Annotated in this window: 18 protein-coding genes; 4 read left to right on the top strand and 14 right to left on the bottom strand. The window is 63.5% G+C overall.

The features are described from left to right. Positions 1 to 2: 2 nt before the first annotated feature. Together JHD62_RS11770 and JHD62_RS11765 are read right to left on the bottom strand one after the other, a co-directional pair. Complete coding sequence (locus JHD62_RS11770; RefSeq protein ID WP_199103052.1) at positions 3 to 1,634, bottom strand: FAD-binding protein; 1,632 nt, start codon at positions 1,632 to 1,634, stop codon at positions 3 to 5. Beyond that, positions 1,631 to 2,278 carry a 2Fe-2S iron-sulfur cluster-binding protein gene (locus JHD62_RS11765; protein WP_199103051.1) on the bottom strand — a complete coding sequence of 216 codons (648 nt, stop codon included), beginning with the start codon at positions 2,276 to 2,278 and terminating at the stop codon, positions 1,631 to 1,633. The genes JHD62_RS11770 and JHD62_RS11765 overlap by 4 nt, the downstream gene beginning before the upstream one ends. A gap of 427 nt (positions 2,279 to 2,705) precedes the next feature. Between JHD62_RS11765 and JHD62_RS11760 the strand changes: the two genes are divergently transcribed. After that, positions 2,706 to 3,647, top strand: a complete 942-nt coding sequence (locus tag JHD62_RS11760) for an AEC family transporter (protein ID WP_199103050.1) — start codon at positions 2,706 to 2,708, stop codon at positions 3,645 to 3,647. 115 nt (positions 3,648 to 3,762) lie between these two features. Here the strand turns inward: JHD62_RS11760 and JHD62_RS11755 are convergent, their stop codons facing one another. Further along, on the bottom strand, positions 3,763 to 3,951 hold the full coding sequence (locus tag JHD62_RS11755) for a hypothetical protein (RefSeq protein WP_199103049.1): 189 nt from the start codon (positions 3,949 to 3,951) through the stop codon (positions 3,763 to 3,765). A 151-nt stretch (positions 3,952 to 4,102) separates the two neighbouring features. Next, positions 4,103 to 4,810, bottom strand: coding sequence for a GntR family transcriptional regulator (locus tag JHD62_RS11750; RefSeq protein ID WP_233160884.1), 708 nt, complete (start codon positions 4,808 to 4,810; stop codon positions 4,103 to 4,105). Positions 4,811 to 4,966: 156 nt separating this feature from the next. Here JHD62_RS11750 and JHD62_RS11745 point away from each other — a divergent pair, with 156 nt between their 5' ends. From JHD62_RS11745 to JHD62_RS11735, 3 genes are read left to right on the top strand one after another with little or no spacing between them, the layout of a single operon-like run. After that, on the top strand, positions 4,967 to 5,707 hold the full coding sequence (locus JHD62_RS11745; protein WP_199103048.1) for an SDR family NAD(P)-dependent oxidoreductase: 741 nt from the start codon (positions 4,967 to 4,969) through the stop codon (positions 5,705 to 5,707). Then, a complete protein-coding gene (locus JHD62_RS11740; RefSeq protein ID WP_199103047.1) occupies positions 5,700 to 6,782 on the top strand; it encodes a phosphotransferase in 1,083 nt (360 codons plus the stop codon). The genes JHD62_RS11745 and JHD62_RS11740 overlap by 8 nt, the downstream gene beginning before the upstream one ends. After that, positions 6,779 to 8,110, top strand: coding sequence for an aspartate aminotransferase family protein (locus JHD62_RS11735; RefSeq protein ID WP_199103046.1), 1,332 nt, complete (start codon positions 6,779 to 6,781; stop codon positions 8,108 to 8,110). Before JHD62_RS11740 ends, JHD62_RS11735 begins: the two co-directional genes overlap by 4 nt. 9 nt (positions 8,111 to 8,119) lie before the next feature. Here JHD62_RS11735 and mdcH read toward each other — a convergent pair whose 3' ends face one another. The 10 genes from mdcH to JHD62_RS11685 all read right to left on the bottom strand — a co-directional run. Further along, entirely contained in the window at positions 8,120 to 9,058 is a 939-nt protein-coding gene (mdcH, locus tag JHD62_RS11730) for a malonate decarboxylase subunit epsilon (RefSeq protein ID WP_199103045.1), read from the bottom strand. Beyond that, positions 9,055 to 9,720 carry a malonate decarboxylase holo-ACP synthase gene (locus JHD62_RS11725; protein WP_199103044.1) on the bottom strand — a complete coding sequence of 222 codons (666 nt, stop codon included), beginning with the start codon at positions 9,718 to 9,720 and terminating at the stop codon, positions 9,055 to 9,057. The genes mdcH and JHD62_RS11725 overlap by 4 nt, the downstream gene beginning before the upstream one ends. 84 nt (positions 9,721 to 9,804) lie before the next feature. After that, entirely contained in the window at positions 9,805 to 10,566 is a 762-nt protein-coding gene (madM, locus tag JHD62_RS11720; RefSeq protein WP_233160883.1) for a malonate transporter subunit MadM, read from the bottom strand. Between the two features lie 15 nt (positions 10,567 to 10,581). After that, positions 10,582 to 10,983, bottom strand: a complete 402-nt coding sequence (gene madL, locus JHD62_RS11715) for a malonate transporter subunit MadL (protein ID WP_199103043.1) — start codon at positions 10,981 to 10,983, stop codon at positions 10,582 to 10,584. A 78-nt stretch (positions 10,984 to 11,061) separates the two neighbouring features. Continuing rightward, positions 11,062 to 11,889: a biotin-independent malonate decarboxylase subunit gamma gene (gene mdcE, locus JHD62_RS11710; protein WP_199103042.1), complete on the bottom strand. Its 828-nt coding sequence runs from the start codon at positions 11,887 to 11,889 to the stop codon at positions 11,062 to 11,064. Continuing rightward, positions 11,886 to 12,749, bottom strand: coding sequence for a biotin-independent malonate decarboxylase subunit beta (locus tag JHD62_RS11705; RefSeq protein ID WP_199103041.1), 864 nt, complete (start codon positions 12,747 to 12,749; stop codon positions 11,886 to 11,888). The genes mdcE and JHD62_RS11705 overlap by 4 nt, the downstream gene beginning before the upstream one ends. Further along, complete coding sequence (locus JHD62_RS11700; RefSeq protein ID WP_199103040.1) at positions 12,746 to 13,042, bottom strand: malonate decarboxylase subunit delta; 297 nt, start codon at positions 13,040 to 13,042, stop codon at positions 12,746 to 12,748. Before JHD62_RS11700 ends, JHD62_RS11705 begins: the two co-directional genes overlap by 4 nt. Before the next feature lie 25 nt (positions 13,043 to 13,067). After that, positions 13,068 to 13,925 carry a triphosphoribosyl-dephospho-CoA synthase gene (locus JHD62_RS11695; protein WP_199103039.1) on the bottom strand — a complete coding sequence of 286 codons (858 nt, stop codon included), beginning with the start codon at positions 13,923 to 13,925 and terminating at the stop codon, positions 13,068 to 13,070. Next, complete coding sequence (gene mdcA / locus JHD62_RS11690) at positions 13,925 to 15,586, bottom strand: malonate decarboxylase subunit alpha (protein ID WP_199103038.1); 1,662 nt, start codon at positions 15,584 to 15,586, stop codon at positions 13,925 to 13,927. Before mdcA ends, JHD62_RS11695 begins: the two co-directional genes overlap by 1 nt. Before the next feature lie 81 nt (positions 15,587 to 15,667). Then, positions 15,668 to 16,192, bottom strand: a 525-nt coding sequence (locus tag JHD62_RS11685) for a LysR substrate-binding domain-containing protein (RefSeq protein ID WP_233160882.1), incomplete at its 5' end; no start/stop codon positions are given.

Genomic DNA, 16,192 nt, shown 5'->3' with positions numbered 1-16,192 from the left:
GATCATTTCTCCTGGGCGCGCTGGCTGGTGGGGCGATGCAGGGCGAGGCGGGCCTGTCCCGGATAGAGCAAGGGGGCTTGAACGCTGGCGTCCAGCCCGGCCAGTGCCAGCTGGCGTTGCCAGCGGTAGACGTGTTCGATGCCGCCGCGCAGGGGCGGAAGCGATGACTTGTGGCGGGCAGCTTGCGCCAGTCGGGCTGCCTGACGTCCGGCGCGACGGCCAAAAGCCAGGATGTCCAGCAGCGCATTGCCCATCAGCCGGTTGCGGCCATGAATGCCACCGGTGATTTCACCGGCACACAGCAGGCCGGGGACTTCGGTCTGGCCGTTGCCGTCTATCACCACGCCGCCGTTCTGGTAGTGCAGGGTGGGGTAGATCAGCATGGGCTCGCGGGTGGGGTCTACGCCGCATTTGTCGGCCAGGTGCTGCAAGGCAGGCAGGCGTTGTGCCAGTTCCGGCCCCAGTGTGCGGGTGTCCAGAAACACGCCGATCTGGCCATTGCGTTCGATGCCGCGCCCGGCGGCGCATTCGCGCAGAATGGCGGCGCTTACCACGTCGCGCGGTGCCAGTTCTTCGATAAAACGCTCGCCCAGGCCGTTGACCAGCAAGGCACCGCCGGAGCGGGCAGCTTCGGATATCAGCCCGCCACGCAGTCGCGCCGGCCAGGCCACGCCGGTGGGGTGGTACTGGAAGGCGTCCATGTCACGCAAGCCGGCACCCAGCCGGTAGGCCAGCACCAGCCCGTCGGCGGTGGCGCCGTAGTGGTTGGAGGTGGGAAAGCCTTGCAGATGCAGCCGGCCGCAACCACCGGTGGCCAGAATGGTTTGCCGGGCGGAAACCACCATGAAGCGCTGGTATTCCAGGTCGTACAGCACGGCCCCGGCGCAGCTGCCGTCCTCGTGCGACAGCAGTTCCACCACCGGGCAGCGGTTGAGCAGGGTGATGGCCGGGTCCAGTTCCACGGTTTCGCGCAGCACGCGCATCATCTCCAGCCCGGTGTAGTCGCGGTAGCACAGGATGCGCGGCTGGCTGCAGCCACCGGCTTGCTTGTAACGCAGCTTGCCACCGTCGCTGAGCGGGTCTTCCAGATCAAAATGCATGCCCAGTTCAATCAGCCAGCGGATGACCCCGGGCACATCGCTGGCCATTTGTGCCAGCAGTTGCGGATTGGCACATTTGTGGCCGCCACGCATGGCGTCGTCGAAGTGTTGTTGCGGACTGTCGCTGGCGGCCAGTGCAGCCTGGATGCCGCCTTCGGCCATTACGGTATTGCTGTCGCCCAGTCGCAGCTTGCTGGCCAGCATCACTTGCGCGCCGCTGCGCGCGGCGGTCAGCGCGGCGGCCGCACCGGCACCGCCGCCGCCAATCACCAGTACATCGGTGCTGCGCTGTTCGGCACCGGCCAGGTCAAAGCCGTCGATCAGCGCATTGCTTTGCAGCAAGGCGGCCAGTTGCGGGTGGCAGGGTTGGCCGCGGCTGGGGCCGATTTGCAGCAAGGTGCTGGCATCCGCGTTGCTGTCCGGGTGGTATTGCGCCAGCAATGCGCTGCGCGACAGGTCGGCCGGGCGCAGCGGTGACTGGGCATGGGCGGTCAGATTGGCCAGGGCTTGTGCATAGGGAATCGCGTTGTTCATGCTTCGCTCCTGGGAGTATCGCTGCGGGTGTTGATGGCCAGCTCGCCACGGGCCTGTTGTTCCAGGCGGCGAAGCAGATCGCCGGGGCGCAGGTTCTGGATGGCCTGGGCGCGGCGCAGGTAAAGGCCGACATGATTGGGCCGTATGTTTTCCGGGCAGGCCAGGGTGCACAGATTGCACATGATGCAGGCGTCAAACAGCGCGGCGGCTGCTTGCAACTGGCCGCTGGCCGCCAGTGCCATGCCTTGCTGCACCGGTATGTGCCGTGGGCAGGCGCGGTCGCAGCCGCTGCAATGCCGGCAGTGACTCAACTCGGGAAAGGTTTGCTGTAGCTGGGGCAGGGCCTGCCAGCCATCACGCAAATCATGCGGGCGGTAGTGGTGGACGTGGTCGGGCAGGTAGTAATCGATAAAGCTGACCTGCATGCCGTCCTCTACCGTGGTTTCACAGGCCAGACGGGTTTGGGCGCTGCGCTCACCGGCCTTGCGGACCAGGCAGCGGCAGGAACCGCACACGCCCTGGCCCATGCAGCCGATATTGGCGGTGAGCGGCGTATCGCCTTCCAGGCGGGTGTGCAGGATGGAGTTGCCGGGTGTGGCATCCACCACCTTGCCATCAATGCTGATGCGGATGGTTTCACTCATGGGATTGTCCTCAAGCTTGGGTTGCGGCCTGCGGCGGCATGGTGTGCTGCCACTGGCCGGGCCGTTGCTTGCGCTACTGCAAGGAGCGTGCCACAGAGTGAAAATGCTTCAAGATGTTGAATAAAAAGAAAAAACCATGAATTGATTTTTGCCGTGTGGAGCAAGATCAACGGAAAACCGTGCTTCTGCCGGACTTCGGTTTACGGAAAACCTTACGCGGGGTAGTGATTTGCGGGATTCGGCTGGCGGACAGGCAAAGTGCGGATTTCCGTACTTTTTAAACAGTGGATTCGCGGCTGGCCGTACTTTCAGCGTTTTGCCAATGGTATTGTTCATTCAAATCAATGACATACAATGACCATTGCGTGGCACGGGGCTTGCTCTGAGGTGGGTGGGAGACACACTACAGAAATCAAGGAGCAAGACCATGTGGGGAACCATGAGTACAGCACTGCTACCGGTGGTGCTATTGATGCTGCTGGGCTGGTTTGGCGGCCAGCGCGGCTATTTCCGTCAGGCGGATGTGGGGGTGATGGCAACGCTGGTGATGCGTTATGCCTTGCCCTGTTCATTGTTTATCGGCGCGCTGAAAACGCCGCCGGAGCGTATCCAGAACCTGCCTTTCATTCTGTGCATGACCTTCGGCTTTGTCGGCACCTATGTGCTGGCCTTGCTGGCCGGGCGCTATTACTACCGGCAGGGGCTGAAAACCAGTGCCATCCAGGCGCTGGTGTGTACCTTTCCGGACATGGCCTATTTTGGCGCGCCCATCCTGCAGCAGGTCTGCGGGCCGCAGGGTTTCATTGCCGTGCTGATTGGCAACCTGATCACCAGCTTTGTCATCCTGCCGCTTACCATCGTGCTGTGCCGCTGCGGTGAAATGGCGGATGCGGGGGACGATGACGGCATGGTGGCCATGCTCAAGCAAAGCCTGGTCAAGACCTTGTCCAACCAGATTGTCTGGCTGCCTATCCTGGGGGTGGTGCTCAGCTTCAATCATCTGCATCTGCCCGCTGCGGTACAGGAAAGCGTGGACATGCTGGCCAAGGCGGCCGGTGGGGTGTCGCTGCTGGCGCTGGGCCTGATGTTCTGCGGCGAAAAGCCCAGCTTCAACGGCCATGTGGTAGGTAATGTGGCGATGAAGAACTTCCTGCAACCGGCCCTGATGCTGCTGGGCATCTTCCTGTTTGGCGTGGATGCCGAGTTTGCCAGGCAGGCGCTGATTGTCGGTGCGGTGCCCACTGCCATTGCGGCCTCGATGTTTGCCGTACGCAACCAGACCTATGCGCTGCATGCCTCGCATTCTGTACTGGTAGGCACGGTGATCGGGGTGTTTGGTGAAGCGGCGCTGATTTACTTCATGGTGTGATGACGGCACGCCCAGGCTGGCGCTGCTGGTCTGAGTAGCGGAAAACAACAAGGCCCGGCATTGCCGGGCCTTGTTGCGTTCAAGGGCCAGGGACTGTGAAGCGGGATGGCAAGACTCAGTGTTGCGAGGACAGCTTGATGAACAACAGCCGCACCAGCAGGTAGGCAAGGGCATTGCCCAGCGTCATCAGCAGCAGCACGCCGGGTAGGGGTAGTGCGTTGGTGAGGTCCGGCAACGGGGTGCTGCCCAGGTGACGGGCCAGCAGGGAAGAAAAGCTCAGGGTAAGCAAGAGTTTGATAGGCATGGCAGCAGCTTTCCGGCATTCAGATGGGGCTGCTTGTTGCAAAAGCCGTGCCTGCTGCTTGTTATTTCAAGATATTGATAGAAAAGGAAAATTTAATAGCCGTCGCTGGCTGTGGACGGCTTTCCGGTCTGCTGCGTTCGGAAAACCGCGCTTATTGCTGCGCGCGGGCCTGCAAATGCAGCAGGATGCTGTGCCCGCCATGCAGGATGTCATCACCAATCGCAGCGGCGGCGGCAGGCCCATCGCCAGTGCGGATGGCCGCCAGTACCGGGTAGTGGTAGTCAATCATGTCGCTGCCGCCTTGCTGGTACACGGAGGCAATCAGTGGCCCCATCTGCAACCAGATGCGGTACAGGATGCCTTGCAGGAAGGGCAACCCGGCGATATCCACCAGGGCAAAGTGAAACTGCTGGTTAAGCTCGCAGCCCAGCATCGTGTCCTGTGCCGTCATGGCCAGTGCGTTGCGGCTGACAATGTCTTCCAGCCGGGCAATGGCGCTGGGGTCTGCCTTCTGCGCAGCGGTTTCGGCGGCCAGCCCCTCCAGCCGGATACGGATGGCGCGGATTTCCAGATAGCGCTCCACCGTCATGTAGGGCACGCGGATGTCACGCGGGGACTGCATGGTGAGCGCCTGTTCCTGCACCAGACGCAGGATGGCATCGCGCACCGGGGTGACGCTGGTGCCCAGTTGCTCGGCCAGCTCACGTATTTTCAGTCGGGCACCGGGTTGCAGCCGGCCCTGGATCAGCGCCTTGCACAGCAGCTGGTAGACCGTGCTGCCCAGATTGTCGTGTTCCAGTGTGTCCAGTTGGTAGTCCATGCGTTGCGGGCCGGTGAGAGGTGGTGACGGGTGCATCATGTTACCACTGCTACTTGTCAGAATAAAATGCAGCAAATATGATGCATCATAATTTGTGAGCGTGATGTCGGGCTTGTCGCAGCTATCCGGTGCCGACACGCTGTCCCTTTCGTGCGCAGTCTGGCTGTGTATCAGCCCTTACCAGCAGGAGACTCCATGTCCGGATCCACCCGTTACATGCTGTTGACCGGTGCCAGTCGTGGCATTGGCCATGCCACGGTCAAGCTGTTCCAGGAGCATGGCTGGCAGATTTTTACCGTGTCGCGCCAGCCTTTTTCCGAAGCCTGCCTGTGGCCGTCCGCCCGGCAGAGCCATGTACAGGCCGATTTGTCCGACCTCTCTTGCCTGGATGACTTGATTGCCGAGGTGAAAAGCCGGTTGCCAAATGGCGAACTGCATGCACTGGTAAACAATGCCGGCATCTCACCCAAGGGCCCGCTAGGCGAGCGGCTGGGTATTCTGGCCAGCGATATCGACGTCTGGAGCCGGGTGCTGAATGTCAATCTGGTGTCCACTGCCTTGCTGGCACGCGGGCTGTTTGACGAACTGAAAAAGGGGCAGGGCTCCATCGTCAATGTCACTTCCATTGCCGGGTCGCGCGTACACCCGTTCGCCGGGGTGGCTTATGCCGCCTCCAAGGCCGGGCTGGCAGCGCTGACGCGCGAGCTGGCGCATGAGTTCGGTCCGCACGGCATCCGCGCCAATGCCATTGCGCCGGGTGAAATCGACACGGCCATCCTGTCGCCGGACACCGCCCGCATTGTGGAGCGCGATGTGCCGATGCACCGGCTGGGTACGCCGCACGAAGTGGCCGAGGCCATTTACTTCCTTTGCTCCGGCCATTCTTCTTATATCAATGGCTCGGAAATCCACATCAACGGGGGGCAGCATGTCTGAAGCCGTGTCCCCAGCCGTGTCCCAAGGCGTGATCGACCAGCTGTTTTCCACTGCCGCGGCCCCGGTTGACTGCAAGGAAGCTGTTGCACTGCTGTGGCAGCACTATGGCTTGCGCGGGGTTGCCAGCCCGCTCAATAGCGAGCGCGATGCCAATTTCCATATCCGGGCGGAGGATGGCCGCGAATTTGTCCTCAAGCTCACTCATCCGGCCGAGGACCGTGCGGTCACCGACTTTCAAAGCCGGGCGCTGCTGCATGCGCGGGCAGCGGACCCAGGCCTGCCCATTCCGCAGTTGATGCCCAGGCTGGATGGCCAGCCCTACGCGCCGGTGTACATGGCCGATGGCAGCCAGCGCGTGTTGCGCCTGCTGAGCTATCTGTCCGGCCAGCCGCTGCATCAGGTCAGCCGTTCGCCCGCCCAGCGCGCCCACCTGGGGCAAACGCTGGGGCGGCTGGACAATGCCTTGCGCGACTATGTGCATCCGGCAGCGCACCATCCGCTGCTGTGGGACATCCAGCATGCCGAGCGGCTGCAGCCGCTGCTGGCCGAAACCCCGGACAGCCCGCAAAAGGCAGTGCTGAGCGACTGGCTGGCCCACTTCATGCAGCAGGTGCAGCCACGGCTGGACGGCTTGCGCCATCAGGTGATTCATAACGACCTGAATCCCTACAATGTGCTGGTGGACCCGCAGGATCACATCACCACGGTCGGGCTGATCGATTTTGGCGACATGGTGCAAGCACCACTGATCAACGAACTGGCGGTGGCCTGTTCCTACCAGCTATCGGAGCATGACAACCCGCTGGATAGCGCGGGCGAGCTGGTGGCGGGCTACCATGCCGTCTGCCCCCTGCTGGATGCGGAAATCGACCTGCTGTACGAGCTCATCCTCACCCGCCTGTGCATGACCGTTACCATCACCGGCTGGCGTGCAGCCCGCTATCCGGAAAACCGCACTTACATCCTGCGCAACCACGCGCTCAGCTGGGACGGCATGCAAAGGCTGTGGCTGCTGGGACGCGACTTTGCCAGCGATTACCTGTACCGGCTGTGCCGCACGAAAGGACAAGCATGAACCCGCCCGATCAACGCATGGTAAACGCCTTCGACCCGGCCATGGCAGGCGGGCTGCCAGCGCGCGAGCAGGCGCTGATCCAGCGGCGCCAGCAGGCGCTGGGCCAGGCTTACCGCCTGTTCTACCAGCAGCCCTTGCATGTGGTGCGCGCCGAAGGCGTGTGGTTGTACGACCCGGACGGCCAGCCCTATCTGGACGTGTATAACAATGTGGCCTCGGTGGGCCATTGCCACCCGCATGTGGTGGACGCCATTGCCCGCCAGGCCGCCGTGCTCAACACCCATACCCGTTATCTGAGCGACGGCATTGTCGATTACGCCGAACGCCTGCTGTCCACACTGGCCATGCCCGGCTATCAGGCCATGTTTACCTGCACCGGCAGTGAAGCCAACGACCTGGCCCTGCGGCTGGCGGGCAGCTTCACCGGCGGGCAGGGGGTGATTGTCACCGCGCATGCCTACCATGGCGTTACCAGTGCCATTGCCGCCTGTTCGCCAGCCTTTGGCGATGGCGTGCCGCTGGGGCCTAAGGTACGTACCGTGCCGCCGCCGGATGCCTATCGCGGCAATACGCAGGACGTGGCACAACGGTTTACCCGTGATGTGCAGGCCGCCATTGCCGACCTGCAACGCCATGGCATCCGCCCGGCAGCCCTGCTGGTGGACACGCTGTTTACCAGTGATGGCGTGTTTGCCGACCCGGCCGGTTTTCTGCAAGGTGCGGTGGATGCCATCCATGCTGCTGGCGGCCTGTTCATCGCTGACGAGGTACAAGCCGGTTTTGCCCGTAGTGGTAGTCACTTCTGGGGCTTCCAGCGCCATGGCGTGGTGCCGGACATCATCACCATGGGCAAGCCGATGGGTAATGGCCATCCGCTGGCCGGTCTGATGGCGCGCGCCGACATCATCGACCACTTTGGCCGGCAGGTGCGTTACTTCAACACCTTTGGCGGTAATCCGGTATCGGTGGCCGCCGGCATGGCGGTGCTGGATGTGATTGAGCGCGAGGGCTTGCAACAGAATGCCCGCGACACCGGTGCCTACCTCAAGGCCGGTTTCGCGGCACTGGCAGGCAAGCATGCGCTGATTGGCGATGTGCGCGGCACCGGCTTCTTTATCGGCGTGGAAATGGTGAGCGACCGGAACAGCAAAACCCCGGCCACTCATCAGACCACGCGCATCGTCAATGCGCTGCGCGAGCGGCGCATCCTGATCAGCGCCACCGGCCCGGCAGGCAATATCCTGAAAGTGCGGCCGCAGCTGCCGTTTGGCCGCGAGCATGCCGACATGCTGCTGGGCGCGCTGGATGAGGTGCTGGCCGGGCTGTAACTACACAAATCAGTACTGATTGTCCTGCTCCATGCGCCGGGCGGTGTATTGCAGGCTGTCCAGCCTGTCCTGTGCCACGGTCATCACCACGCCCTGGGCAAATACCGGTTTCAACAGGCGGCTGAGTGTGGTGCCGGGCAGCATTTCCACCGCCAGCCGCGCACCGCGTTCCCAGGCCAGTCTGGCGCTTTCATGCCAATGCACCACACGGGCCATATTATTGGCCAGGTCGTCGCGGATTTGCTCCGGCTGGCGCAATACCCGCGCTGCATTGGCGCTCAGGTATTGGCAAGTCGGGGCGTGTAGTGGCGTGTCACGAATGGCCTCTACAAGTGTCTGCGCGGCTTGCTCCAGCAGGCAGCAGTGCGAGGGCACGCTGATGGCCAGCCGCCGACAGCGGGCGGCACCTGCCTGCATGGCAGCCTGACTGATGGCTTGCAGCGCGGCATCTGCGCCCGCCACCACCAGTTGCTGCTCGGCATTGATATTGGCCAGATACACCTGTTGTCCTTCGGCCTGCGCTTTGCTCAACAGGATTTGCAGCAGTGGCAATGCCAGCCCGGTAATCGCGCACATGCCATAGCCCTGCGGATAGGCCTGTTCCATCAGTTGCCCGCGCAGCTGAACCAGTTGCACCGCGTGGTGGAAATCCAGCACCCCGGCGATGACGGCGGCCGGGAAGGCTCCAATGGACAGCCCCGCCACCAGCTGCGGCTGGATGCCTTCCGCTTGCAGCAGGCGAGCGGACGCCACCCCGGCAATCAGCAGGCACAGCTGCACCGCCACCGTGGATTGCAGCGCTGTGGCGGAATCCAGCAGCAGAGGCGAGCGGCCCAGTACGGCTTCGGCCTCGGCCATTACCGCCTGGCAAGCGGCATGTGGCGGTAGCTGGTGCAGCATGCCGGGGCTTTGGCTGCCCTGGCCGGGAAACACGAATAACACGCTCATGTGTATTGCTCCACCTGACTTTGCCTGCTGGCAGTCCATGCTGATGGTGGCTGATCCAGCAGCAGTGGCCCGCTACCGGTTTTGAGCAATACCCGGCCACCACGCAGGTATTCGGCCAGCGCCATCCCTCCCGCTGGGGTTTGCAGCTGGATATCCACCCGGCAAGGCAAGTCCGCCAGCGCCGCAGCCAGCGTTTCTAATTGAGAAGGTGCTGGTGGCTGTGGACAGCGTAGGAGCAGGTCCAGATCGCTGCTGGCAGTAAGGGTGGCCTGGCCGGTAGCCAGTTCGAAACCGGCACTGCCGGTAATGCCCCAGACCAGACCGCTGGCCTGCAAGGTGGCTTCTGCCTGTTGCAAGGCCTGCAAGGTGGGCAGTGCAGCCAGGCGCGGATGTTGTCGCCAGCCTTGCTCTGCCGCCAGCTGCTCCGGGCTGAGTACACGGCAAACCTGCAGGCTGTCGGCCCACAGCGCACAGCGCTGGGCGCGCAGCGGGCCGCGTATTCCAATTGCAATCAGGCCGGGCCTGACACCGGCGCGGCGCACCACCACCGGCAGGCCGGGGTGCCAGTACCGTGGCAGCCAGTCCGGCAGCTCGCTCTCTGCCACCAGCGCCGCAGCACTGTCCAGCCACAGCAAATCGTGTGGCAAACAAGCACCTGTCATTGCTCACTCCTGAAAAAAAGACGGCAGCGACCAGCGCTGCCGCGACAAATCTTTACTTCGGCTGAAGTAAAGAGGAGGTTGCTGTCAGGCCATGATGGCCTTGGTGGCGAGAAAGAGTGCCGATGGCCCCAGCAGGCAGCCAAGGCCGGTATGGAAAGTAGCCACCAGCGCGCCATACGGCACCAGCCTGCGGTCGGTTGCTGCAAGGCCTGCCGAAACACCGCTGACAGTACCGGCCAGTCCGCCGAACACCATGGCCGAACGGGGATTGTTCAGGCCCAGAAAGCGGGCGGCAAACGGTGTGCCCACCATCACCATGATGGCCTTGAGCAGCCCGGTGGCAATGCTCAGTGCCATCACGTCCGAGCTGGCACCCAGTGCCGCCCCGGTAACTGGGCCGACAATATAGGTGATGGCACCGGCACCGATGGTGGTCATGCTGACCACGTCACGATAGCCAAAGGCATGGGCAATGCTGGCCCCGACGATAAAGGGCAGCACCGTCCCCAGCAGCAGCGAGCAGGCACCGATCAACCCCGCCTTGCGCGCTTCGGTCACCTGTACTTCAAAGGCGGTGGCCACGATGGCGAAGTCGCGCAGCATGGCGCCGCCCATCAGCCCGATGCCGGAAAACAGTGAAATGTCCGCCAGCCCGCTTTGCTTGCCGGTGAGTACGCCACCGTAATAGGCCAACCCCAGGCCGATCAGGATGGCAATGGCCGAGCCGTGCACCCGGCCCAGCGTCAAGCGGCGTGACAGCCGGGCGGACAGCCAGGTGATGATGCCCACCAGCAGGAAGGCCGTTACCAGCCCGTTGTGTGCCAATACTTTTTCCAGCATTTGCATGATGTTGCTCCTGTGTCAGGCCAGTGGGTCTTGCGGGGTTTCGGCTTCCGGTTGCCAGCTATGCTGGCTGCTGCCGCGATTGAGCAGGGCGATGACGCAGCCACATACCAGCACCGCACCCAGCGCACCCAGCACGGCAACCGGGCCGCCACGCAACGCTGCCACCACGTTCTGGGTGGCTGCCATCGCCACCACCACCGGAATGTACATGGCACCCCAGAAGGCGACGCCCTGTTCGGTTTCCGCTGGCAGCCAGCCGCGCTTGTGCAGGTATAGCCGGGCGAAAATCAGCAACAGCATGGCAATGCCCACGCCACCGACATTCGATTTGACGCCGATCAGGCTGCCCAGCAGGTCGCCCAGAAACAGGCCCAGCAAATGGCAGGCTGCCAGCAAGGCAGTTCCGTAGATGATCATGGTGTGTCTCTCCTTTGTATTGTCCTGTTGTGTTCACCTGTTGCTGCAGTAATGGCCATGCACTGAAATTGTTATTGTCTATCCTCCGTTCTGTGTCCATTGTTGTTGCATTAGCGCTCGCACCTGACGTGTGGCCTGGCGGTGTTCGCCGTGCAGGCGCTGGCGCAGGTCGCGTTGCGGGTCGGCCTGGATGTCCAGCAGTGCCGCTGAGAGGGCTGCCTGCACTTTTTGCACATCGCCTGGTGTGGGCTGGTCAGGCTGCTCGGTTTCCAGCAAGCGCCACAACAGGCCCAGGCTGGCGTAGCTGGCGATGTCATAGGCCATGGGGGCGATGCTGGCGGCCAGCTTTTCCAGTTCTTCCACCGTGCGCAGGGTGATACGGGCGGCAGCCTGCTTGCCCATGGCGTGGACCATCACCCCGGCATCGTTCAGCGCCAGTAGTCGGTTGGCCTGATAGCCATGGGCCAGAAAAGCGCCGGACATGGCCTTGCCGACAATAAGTCCGATCACCGGATGACCGGCCAGCCGGGCGCGGGCATAGGCAGCGGCGGCAGCGGCCAGTGCCTGGTGGATGCCGTAGGCTTCCTCGCGTCGGCCATAAGCCTGACTGGGGACATCGATAATGGCGACGATGGCGCGCTTGTGCGCTTGCTGCTGGTCGGCATCCACCACGGCGTCGATGGTGGCGGCCAGCGCCCAGCCTTCCAGCAGGCCTACCTCGCCGTGGCGGGCGCGCTCAAACGGGTTGTGCGGGTCTGCCACCACGGCCACATAGCGTGCGGGCTGCCCGGCAAGTTCGCCATCCGCCACCAGCAGGGATGGCGGCAAGCCCTGCTGCTGGGGAGTCTGCCCACACAGGGCATGGAACCAGTCGCGGCCGCGCTGGCTGATGGATGTCTGGCTCATGGTTTTGCTCCTGACTGGAAAAGTTGACGGGCCGAGGCGGCGTCGGCCTGGGTCGTGCTGTCCATGGTCTGTAGCCTTTGCAGCATGTGCTGGCTGCGCCGGTGGCGTGGCGTGGCGGGCAGGCCGTGGGCGATGAAGTCCAGCAGTTGCTGGCGGATAAGCGTGGTGTTGTCTTCCACCAAAGCATCGGCCAGTCCGCAGGCCTGGCGCTGTTCGCCGCCGGTGAGGCTCCAGATAAAGGGCCGGTTGCGCGAGTCGTATTCGGCCACACCGGCTTCCTGTTCGATCACCTGTGGGCCGTTCAGCCCCAGCCGGGCTTCGCGGGTGACTATCAGGTAACTGCACATGCCAGCGGCAATCGACATGCCACCAAAACAACCCACGGTACCGGCGATGATGCCGATGACTGGCTGATAGCGTGTCAGGTCGGCAATGGCGGCATGGATTTCGGCAATGGCGGCCAGGCCCAGGTTGGCCTCTTGCAGGCGCACACCGCCGGTTTCAAACAGGATGACCGCACGGGTGGGAATGCCCTGGCGGTTGTCTGCGGCCGCCAGCTCCAGCGCGCAGGCCAGCTTGGCCCCGCCCACTTCGCCCAGGCTGCCGCCCTGAAAACCGCCCTCGATGGCGGCAATTACCGCTGGCTGGCCATCCAGCAGGCCCTTGCAGATGACCACGCCGTCATCGGCCTGCGCCACGATGCCCTGCGCCCCAAGCCAGGGTGAGTACTGCCGGTCGAAGGGGCCGGCCAGTTCGCGGCTGCTGCCCGCGTCCAGCAGGCTGTGGGCGCGTTCGCGGGCGCTCAGCTCGATAAAGCTGTGGCCTTGCAGCAGACGGGCGATGTCTTGTTGATGGCTCATGCGGACAGTTCCTCCAGTGCCTGGGCCAGGCGCAGGCTGATCACGCCCGGCGTGGCAGCAAAATCATTGATTTCAATCTGCATGGCGGCCGCCTTGCCATCGGCAAACAGGCGGTCCAGCTGGGCGCGCCAGCGGGTGGCGCTGCCATCGGCAGAACTGTGTATCACGATGTGGCAGCGCCCTGCGGCAGCCGGCGTGATCAGCACTTCCAGATCGCCCGATGCCACCACGCCCACCAGCACGCGTTGTGTGGCCGGGGCCCCGGCCGGGTATTCCAGATGCAGTTTTTCCATGAATCCTCCTTGTCAGTTGACTGCGTCAGTCAGCTGCGATCTGTGGCAGCCGGTCCAGCAGCAGGGTGGCGGCCAGCAGGTCGGCGGCACCGCCCGGCGACAGGCGCTGCGCCAGCATGTCCTTTTCCAGTTGATTGAAATGGCGCCGGCCCGGCAGCGTGGCTACCCCGCCTGCATCCAGCACCGCTTGTGCGCCGCTTTGCACCAGGGTCAAGCCCGGCATGCCGCCGCGTGACAGCAGGCAGGTGTCGTCCAGCCGGCTCATGATGGCCAGCAAGGCATTGAGCCGGGCATGGTTCTCGCCATCACCGCGTGCACGGCTGGCGTGCAGGGTGGGCAGCGCCAGCCGGGTGATATGCGGAAAGCCCTGCTGTGCTTCACCGCGGGCACCACCCACGCCATAGCGGCGGCAGGCCAGTTCGCCTTTGCGTGGCTGTGCCGGTAACAGACGGTCGGGCAGCCTGGCCAGTGCGGCGGCGCGCTGGCAGACAGCAGCGGCTTGTGGCTGGCTGATGTCCATGGCGGCGGCGGCCACCAGCAGGCCGATGGCCCAGATGGCACCGCGATGGGTGTTGACGCCGCCACTGGCCTGCAGCATGGCGTGTTCTCCGCCCCGGCCCAGGCTGCCCAGCTGTTCGCGCAGGGTTGCCGATGGCTGCTGTTGCCAGGCGGTGCTGGCCATGGCAAAGAAGGCCGGTTGCAATGCGCGGGCCGAGCGGCACATCAGTTCCAGCGTCAGGTCCTGGTGCGCGCCGCTGCCACGGCTATCCACCAGTCCGGGTTTGGGGGCCAGATGTGCTTCGTCCAGCAGGCACTGGCAGGCGAGTAGCGCCAGCTGGCTGGCCAGTTGTCCGGCCTGATCGGGTGCGAGGGCAAGTTGCATTACCAGCTCCTGAAACGGGCTGGCGGCTGGTACAGCCCGTCCGACCAGCTCACCAGCTCGGCCATGCTCTTGGCAGCCAGCAGCGAGCGACTGGCATCGCTGCGACGGATGCCCAGGTCTTCCGGCAGGGCCACTAGTCCAGCCTGGCGCAGCCTGGTGGTGCTGGCCGGGTCGTGGCGCAGGCCGATGGGGGTGATGCCGGCCACGGCGGCAATCATCTGCCGGCGCTGTTCCAGTGACTCGGCCTTGTACAGGTAGGCAATGCCTTCTTCGGTCAGTACGTGGCTGACGTCGTCGCCGTAAATCATCACCGGAGCCAGCGGCATGCCGCTGCTGCGTGCTACTTCCACCGCGTCCAGGCTTTCCACGATGGTGGGCTGGCCATTGCCCTGGAAGGTTTCCACCATCTGCACCACCAGCTTGCGGCCGCGTGCCAGCAGGCTGTCGGTCTGTATCAGGTCCAGCCAGGCCGGGCTGGCATGCCGCCGGCCATGCGGGTCGTGCCCCATATTGGGGGCACCGCCAAAGCCGGACAGCCGGCCATGGGTAACGGTGGAAGAATGGCCGTCGCCATCCATTTGCAGCGTGGAGCCGATAAACATGTCCACCGCGTATTGCCCTGCCATCTGGCAGAAGGCGCGGTTGGAGCGCAGCGAACCGTCCCGCCCGGTGAAGAACACATCGGGACGGGCCGCCACATAGGCTTCCATGCCCAGTTCGCCGCCAAAGCAGTGCACGCTTTCCACCCAGCCGCTTTCAATGGCCGGAATCAGCGTCGGGTGCGGGTTCAGCGTCCAGTGGCGGCAGATTTTGCCTTTCAGCCCCAGTTGCTCGCCATAGGTAGGCAGCAGCAGTTCGATGGCGGCGGTATTGAAGCCCAGGCCGTGGTTGAGCGACTGCACCTGATGACGTTCGTAAATGCCGCGAATCGCCATCATGGCCATCAGCACATGCACCGGCTTGATCAGGCGCGGGTCGCGGGTGAACAGCGGTTCGATAAAGAAGGGGCGGTCGGCCAGTACCACGAAATCCACCCAGTCGGCCGGAATGTCCACGCGGGTGAGTCCGGATGGGTCGTCGACAATTTCATTTACCTGGGCGATGACAATACCGTCACGAAAAGCGGTAGCCTCCACCAGCGCCGGGGTGTCCTCGGTACTGGGGCCGGTGTACAGATTGCCGTGGCGGTCTGCCTGATAGGCGGCCACCAGCGCGACATTGGGAGTGAGGTCGACAAACAGCCGGGCATACAGCTCGACATAGGTGTGGATGGCGCCGATTTCCAGACAGCCATCCTGCAATAGCTGGCCGATACGCAGACTTTGCGGACCGGAGAAGGAGAAATCCAGTTTGCGGGCAATGCCGCTTTCGAAAATGTCCAGATGCTCGGGCCGGCCCACGCTGGGGATGATCATGTGCAGATCATGCAGGCGGGCCGGATTGGCCCGGGCCAGGCTGCGTGACAGGAAGTCGGCCTGTTTCTGGTTATTGCCCTCCAGTACCACGCGGTCGCCAGGGGCGATCAGGATTTCCAGCGCGGCAGTCAGCTGGCTGGTGGGCAGGATGCATCCATCAGCCAGATGGCCGGCCAGCTCGATACGACGGCGCTTTTCATCACGGCGGCGATGCCAGACCGGGGAGGGAGTTGAGTCTGCCAGCATGCTTGCTCCATATCGCAGATGAGAATGTCTGCAAGGTAGGCGCTGGCACGCTGGCCATCAATCAAGCTGACTGCGTGATTATTAGCCTGAAGCTAATGGTTGGCTGGCAAGAGCATGAGCAGACATCTGCTGTCCCAGCATGCGGGCTTCGGCCAGCAAGGCCAGCAGGTTCGGGTCGCGCTCGCGACATTCCTGCAGCAGCAGGCCGATACGCTGCGTGCTATGCCACTTATGGGCCAGCGGGGTGAAACGGATGCGTCCGGCAAACAGCGAGCTGACCCGGCCGGGCAACAGGCTGAGGCCCACCCCGGCCGCCACCAGGTTCATCAGCGAGAAAATGTCATCCACCCGCATCACCACATCCGGCTGATAGCCGGCACTGCTGAACAGGCGCTGGAAGTCGCGGCTGGTGGCAAAGCCGTCGCTGAGGGCGACGAATTTTTCATGACGGTAATCAGCCAGGTCGGCTGTGGGGCTGGCAGGCGCAGGGCTGGTCAGCGAGGAGGCCAGATACAGCTGGTCTTCAAACAACGGTACGGCCAGCAGGCCCGGCAGGCTGCCCTCGTCCGGCAGCGACATCAGCAAGGCGTCCACCGTCTGGCTGTG

The sequence above is a fragment of the Aquitalea sp. ASV11 genome (assembly GCF_016429185.1).
Lineage (GTDB): Bacteria > Pseudomonadota > Gammaproteobacteria > Burkholderiales > Chromobacteriaceae > Aquitalea > Aquitalea pelogenes.
This window is presented reverse-complemented; position numbering and strand designations above follow the sequence as displayed.

Excerpts from the sequence above, each read along its gene's own strand:
- madM (WP_233160883.1), bottom strand. The coding sequence starts at position 10,566 with ATGCAAATGCTGGAAAAAGTATTGGCACACAACGGGCTGGTAACGGCC.
- mdcA (WP_199103038.1), bottom strand. The coding sequence starts at position 15,586 with ATGCTGGCAGACTCAACTCCCTCCCCGGTCTGGCATCGCCGCCGTGAT.
- JHD62_RS11745 (WP_199103048.1), top strand. The coding sequence starts at position 4,967 with ATGTCCGGATCCACCCGTTACATGCTGTTGACCGGTGCCAGTCGTGGC.
- JHD62_RS11760 (WP_199103050.1), top strand. The coding sequence starts at position 2,706 with ATGTGGGGAACCATGAGTACAGCACTGCTACCGGTGGTGCTATTGATG.
- madL (WP_199103043.1), bottom strand. The coding sequence starts at position 10,983 with ATGATCATCTACGGAACTGCCTTGCTGGCAGCCTGCCATTTGCTGGGC.
- JHD62_RS11740 (WP_199103047.1), top strand. The coding sequence starts at position 5,700 with ATGTCTGAAGCCGTGTCCCCAGCCGTGTCCCAAGGCGTGATCGACCAG.
- mdcE (WP_199103042.1), bottom strand. The coding sequence starts at position 11,889 with ATGAGCCAGACATCCATCAGCCAGCGCGGCCGCGACTGGTTCCATGCC.
- JHD62_RS11725 (WP_199103044.1), bottom strand. The coding sequence starts at position 9,720 with ATGACAGGTGCTTGTTTGCCACACGATTTGCTGTGGCTGGACAGTGCT.
- JHD62_RS11770 (WP_199103052.1), bottom strand. The coding sequence starts at position 1,634 with ATGAACAACGCGATTCCCTATGCACAAGCCCTGGCCAATCTGACCGCC.
- JHD62_RS11755 (WP_199103049.1), bottom strand. The coding sequence starts at position 3,951 with ATGCCTATCAAACTCTTGCTTACCCTGAGCTTTTCTTCCCTGCTGGCC.
- JHD62_RS11700 (WP_199103040.1), bottom strand. The coding sequence starts at position 13,042 with ATGGAAAAACTGCATCTGGAATACCCGGCCGGGGCCCCGGCCACACAA.
- JHD62_RS11705 (WP_199103041.1), bottom strand. The coding sequence starts at position 12,749 with ATGAGCCATCAACAAGACATCGCCCGTCTGCTGCAAGGCCACAGCTTT.
- mdcH (WP_199103045.1), bottom strand. The coding sequence starts at position 9,058 with ATGAGCGTGTTATTCGTGTTTCCCGGCCAGGGCAGCCAAAGCCCCGGC.
- JHD62_RS11765 (WP_199103051.1), bottom strand. The coding sequence starts at position 2,278 with ATGAGTGAAACCATCCGCATCAGCATTGATGGCAAGGTGGTGGATGCC.
- JHD62_RS11750 (WP_233160884.1), bottom strand. The coding sequence starts at position 4,810 with ATGATGCACCCGTCACCACCTCTCACCGGCCCGCAACGCATGGACTAC.
- JHD62_RS11695 (WP_199103039.1), bottom strand. The coding sequence starts at position 13,925 with ATGCAACTTGCCCTCGCACCCGATCAGGCCGGACAACTGGCCAGCCAG.
- JHD62_RS11735 (WP_199103046.1), top strand. The coding sequence starts at position 6,779 with ATGAACCCGCCCGATCAACGCATGGTAAACGCCTTCGACCCGGCCATG.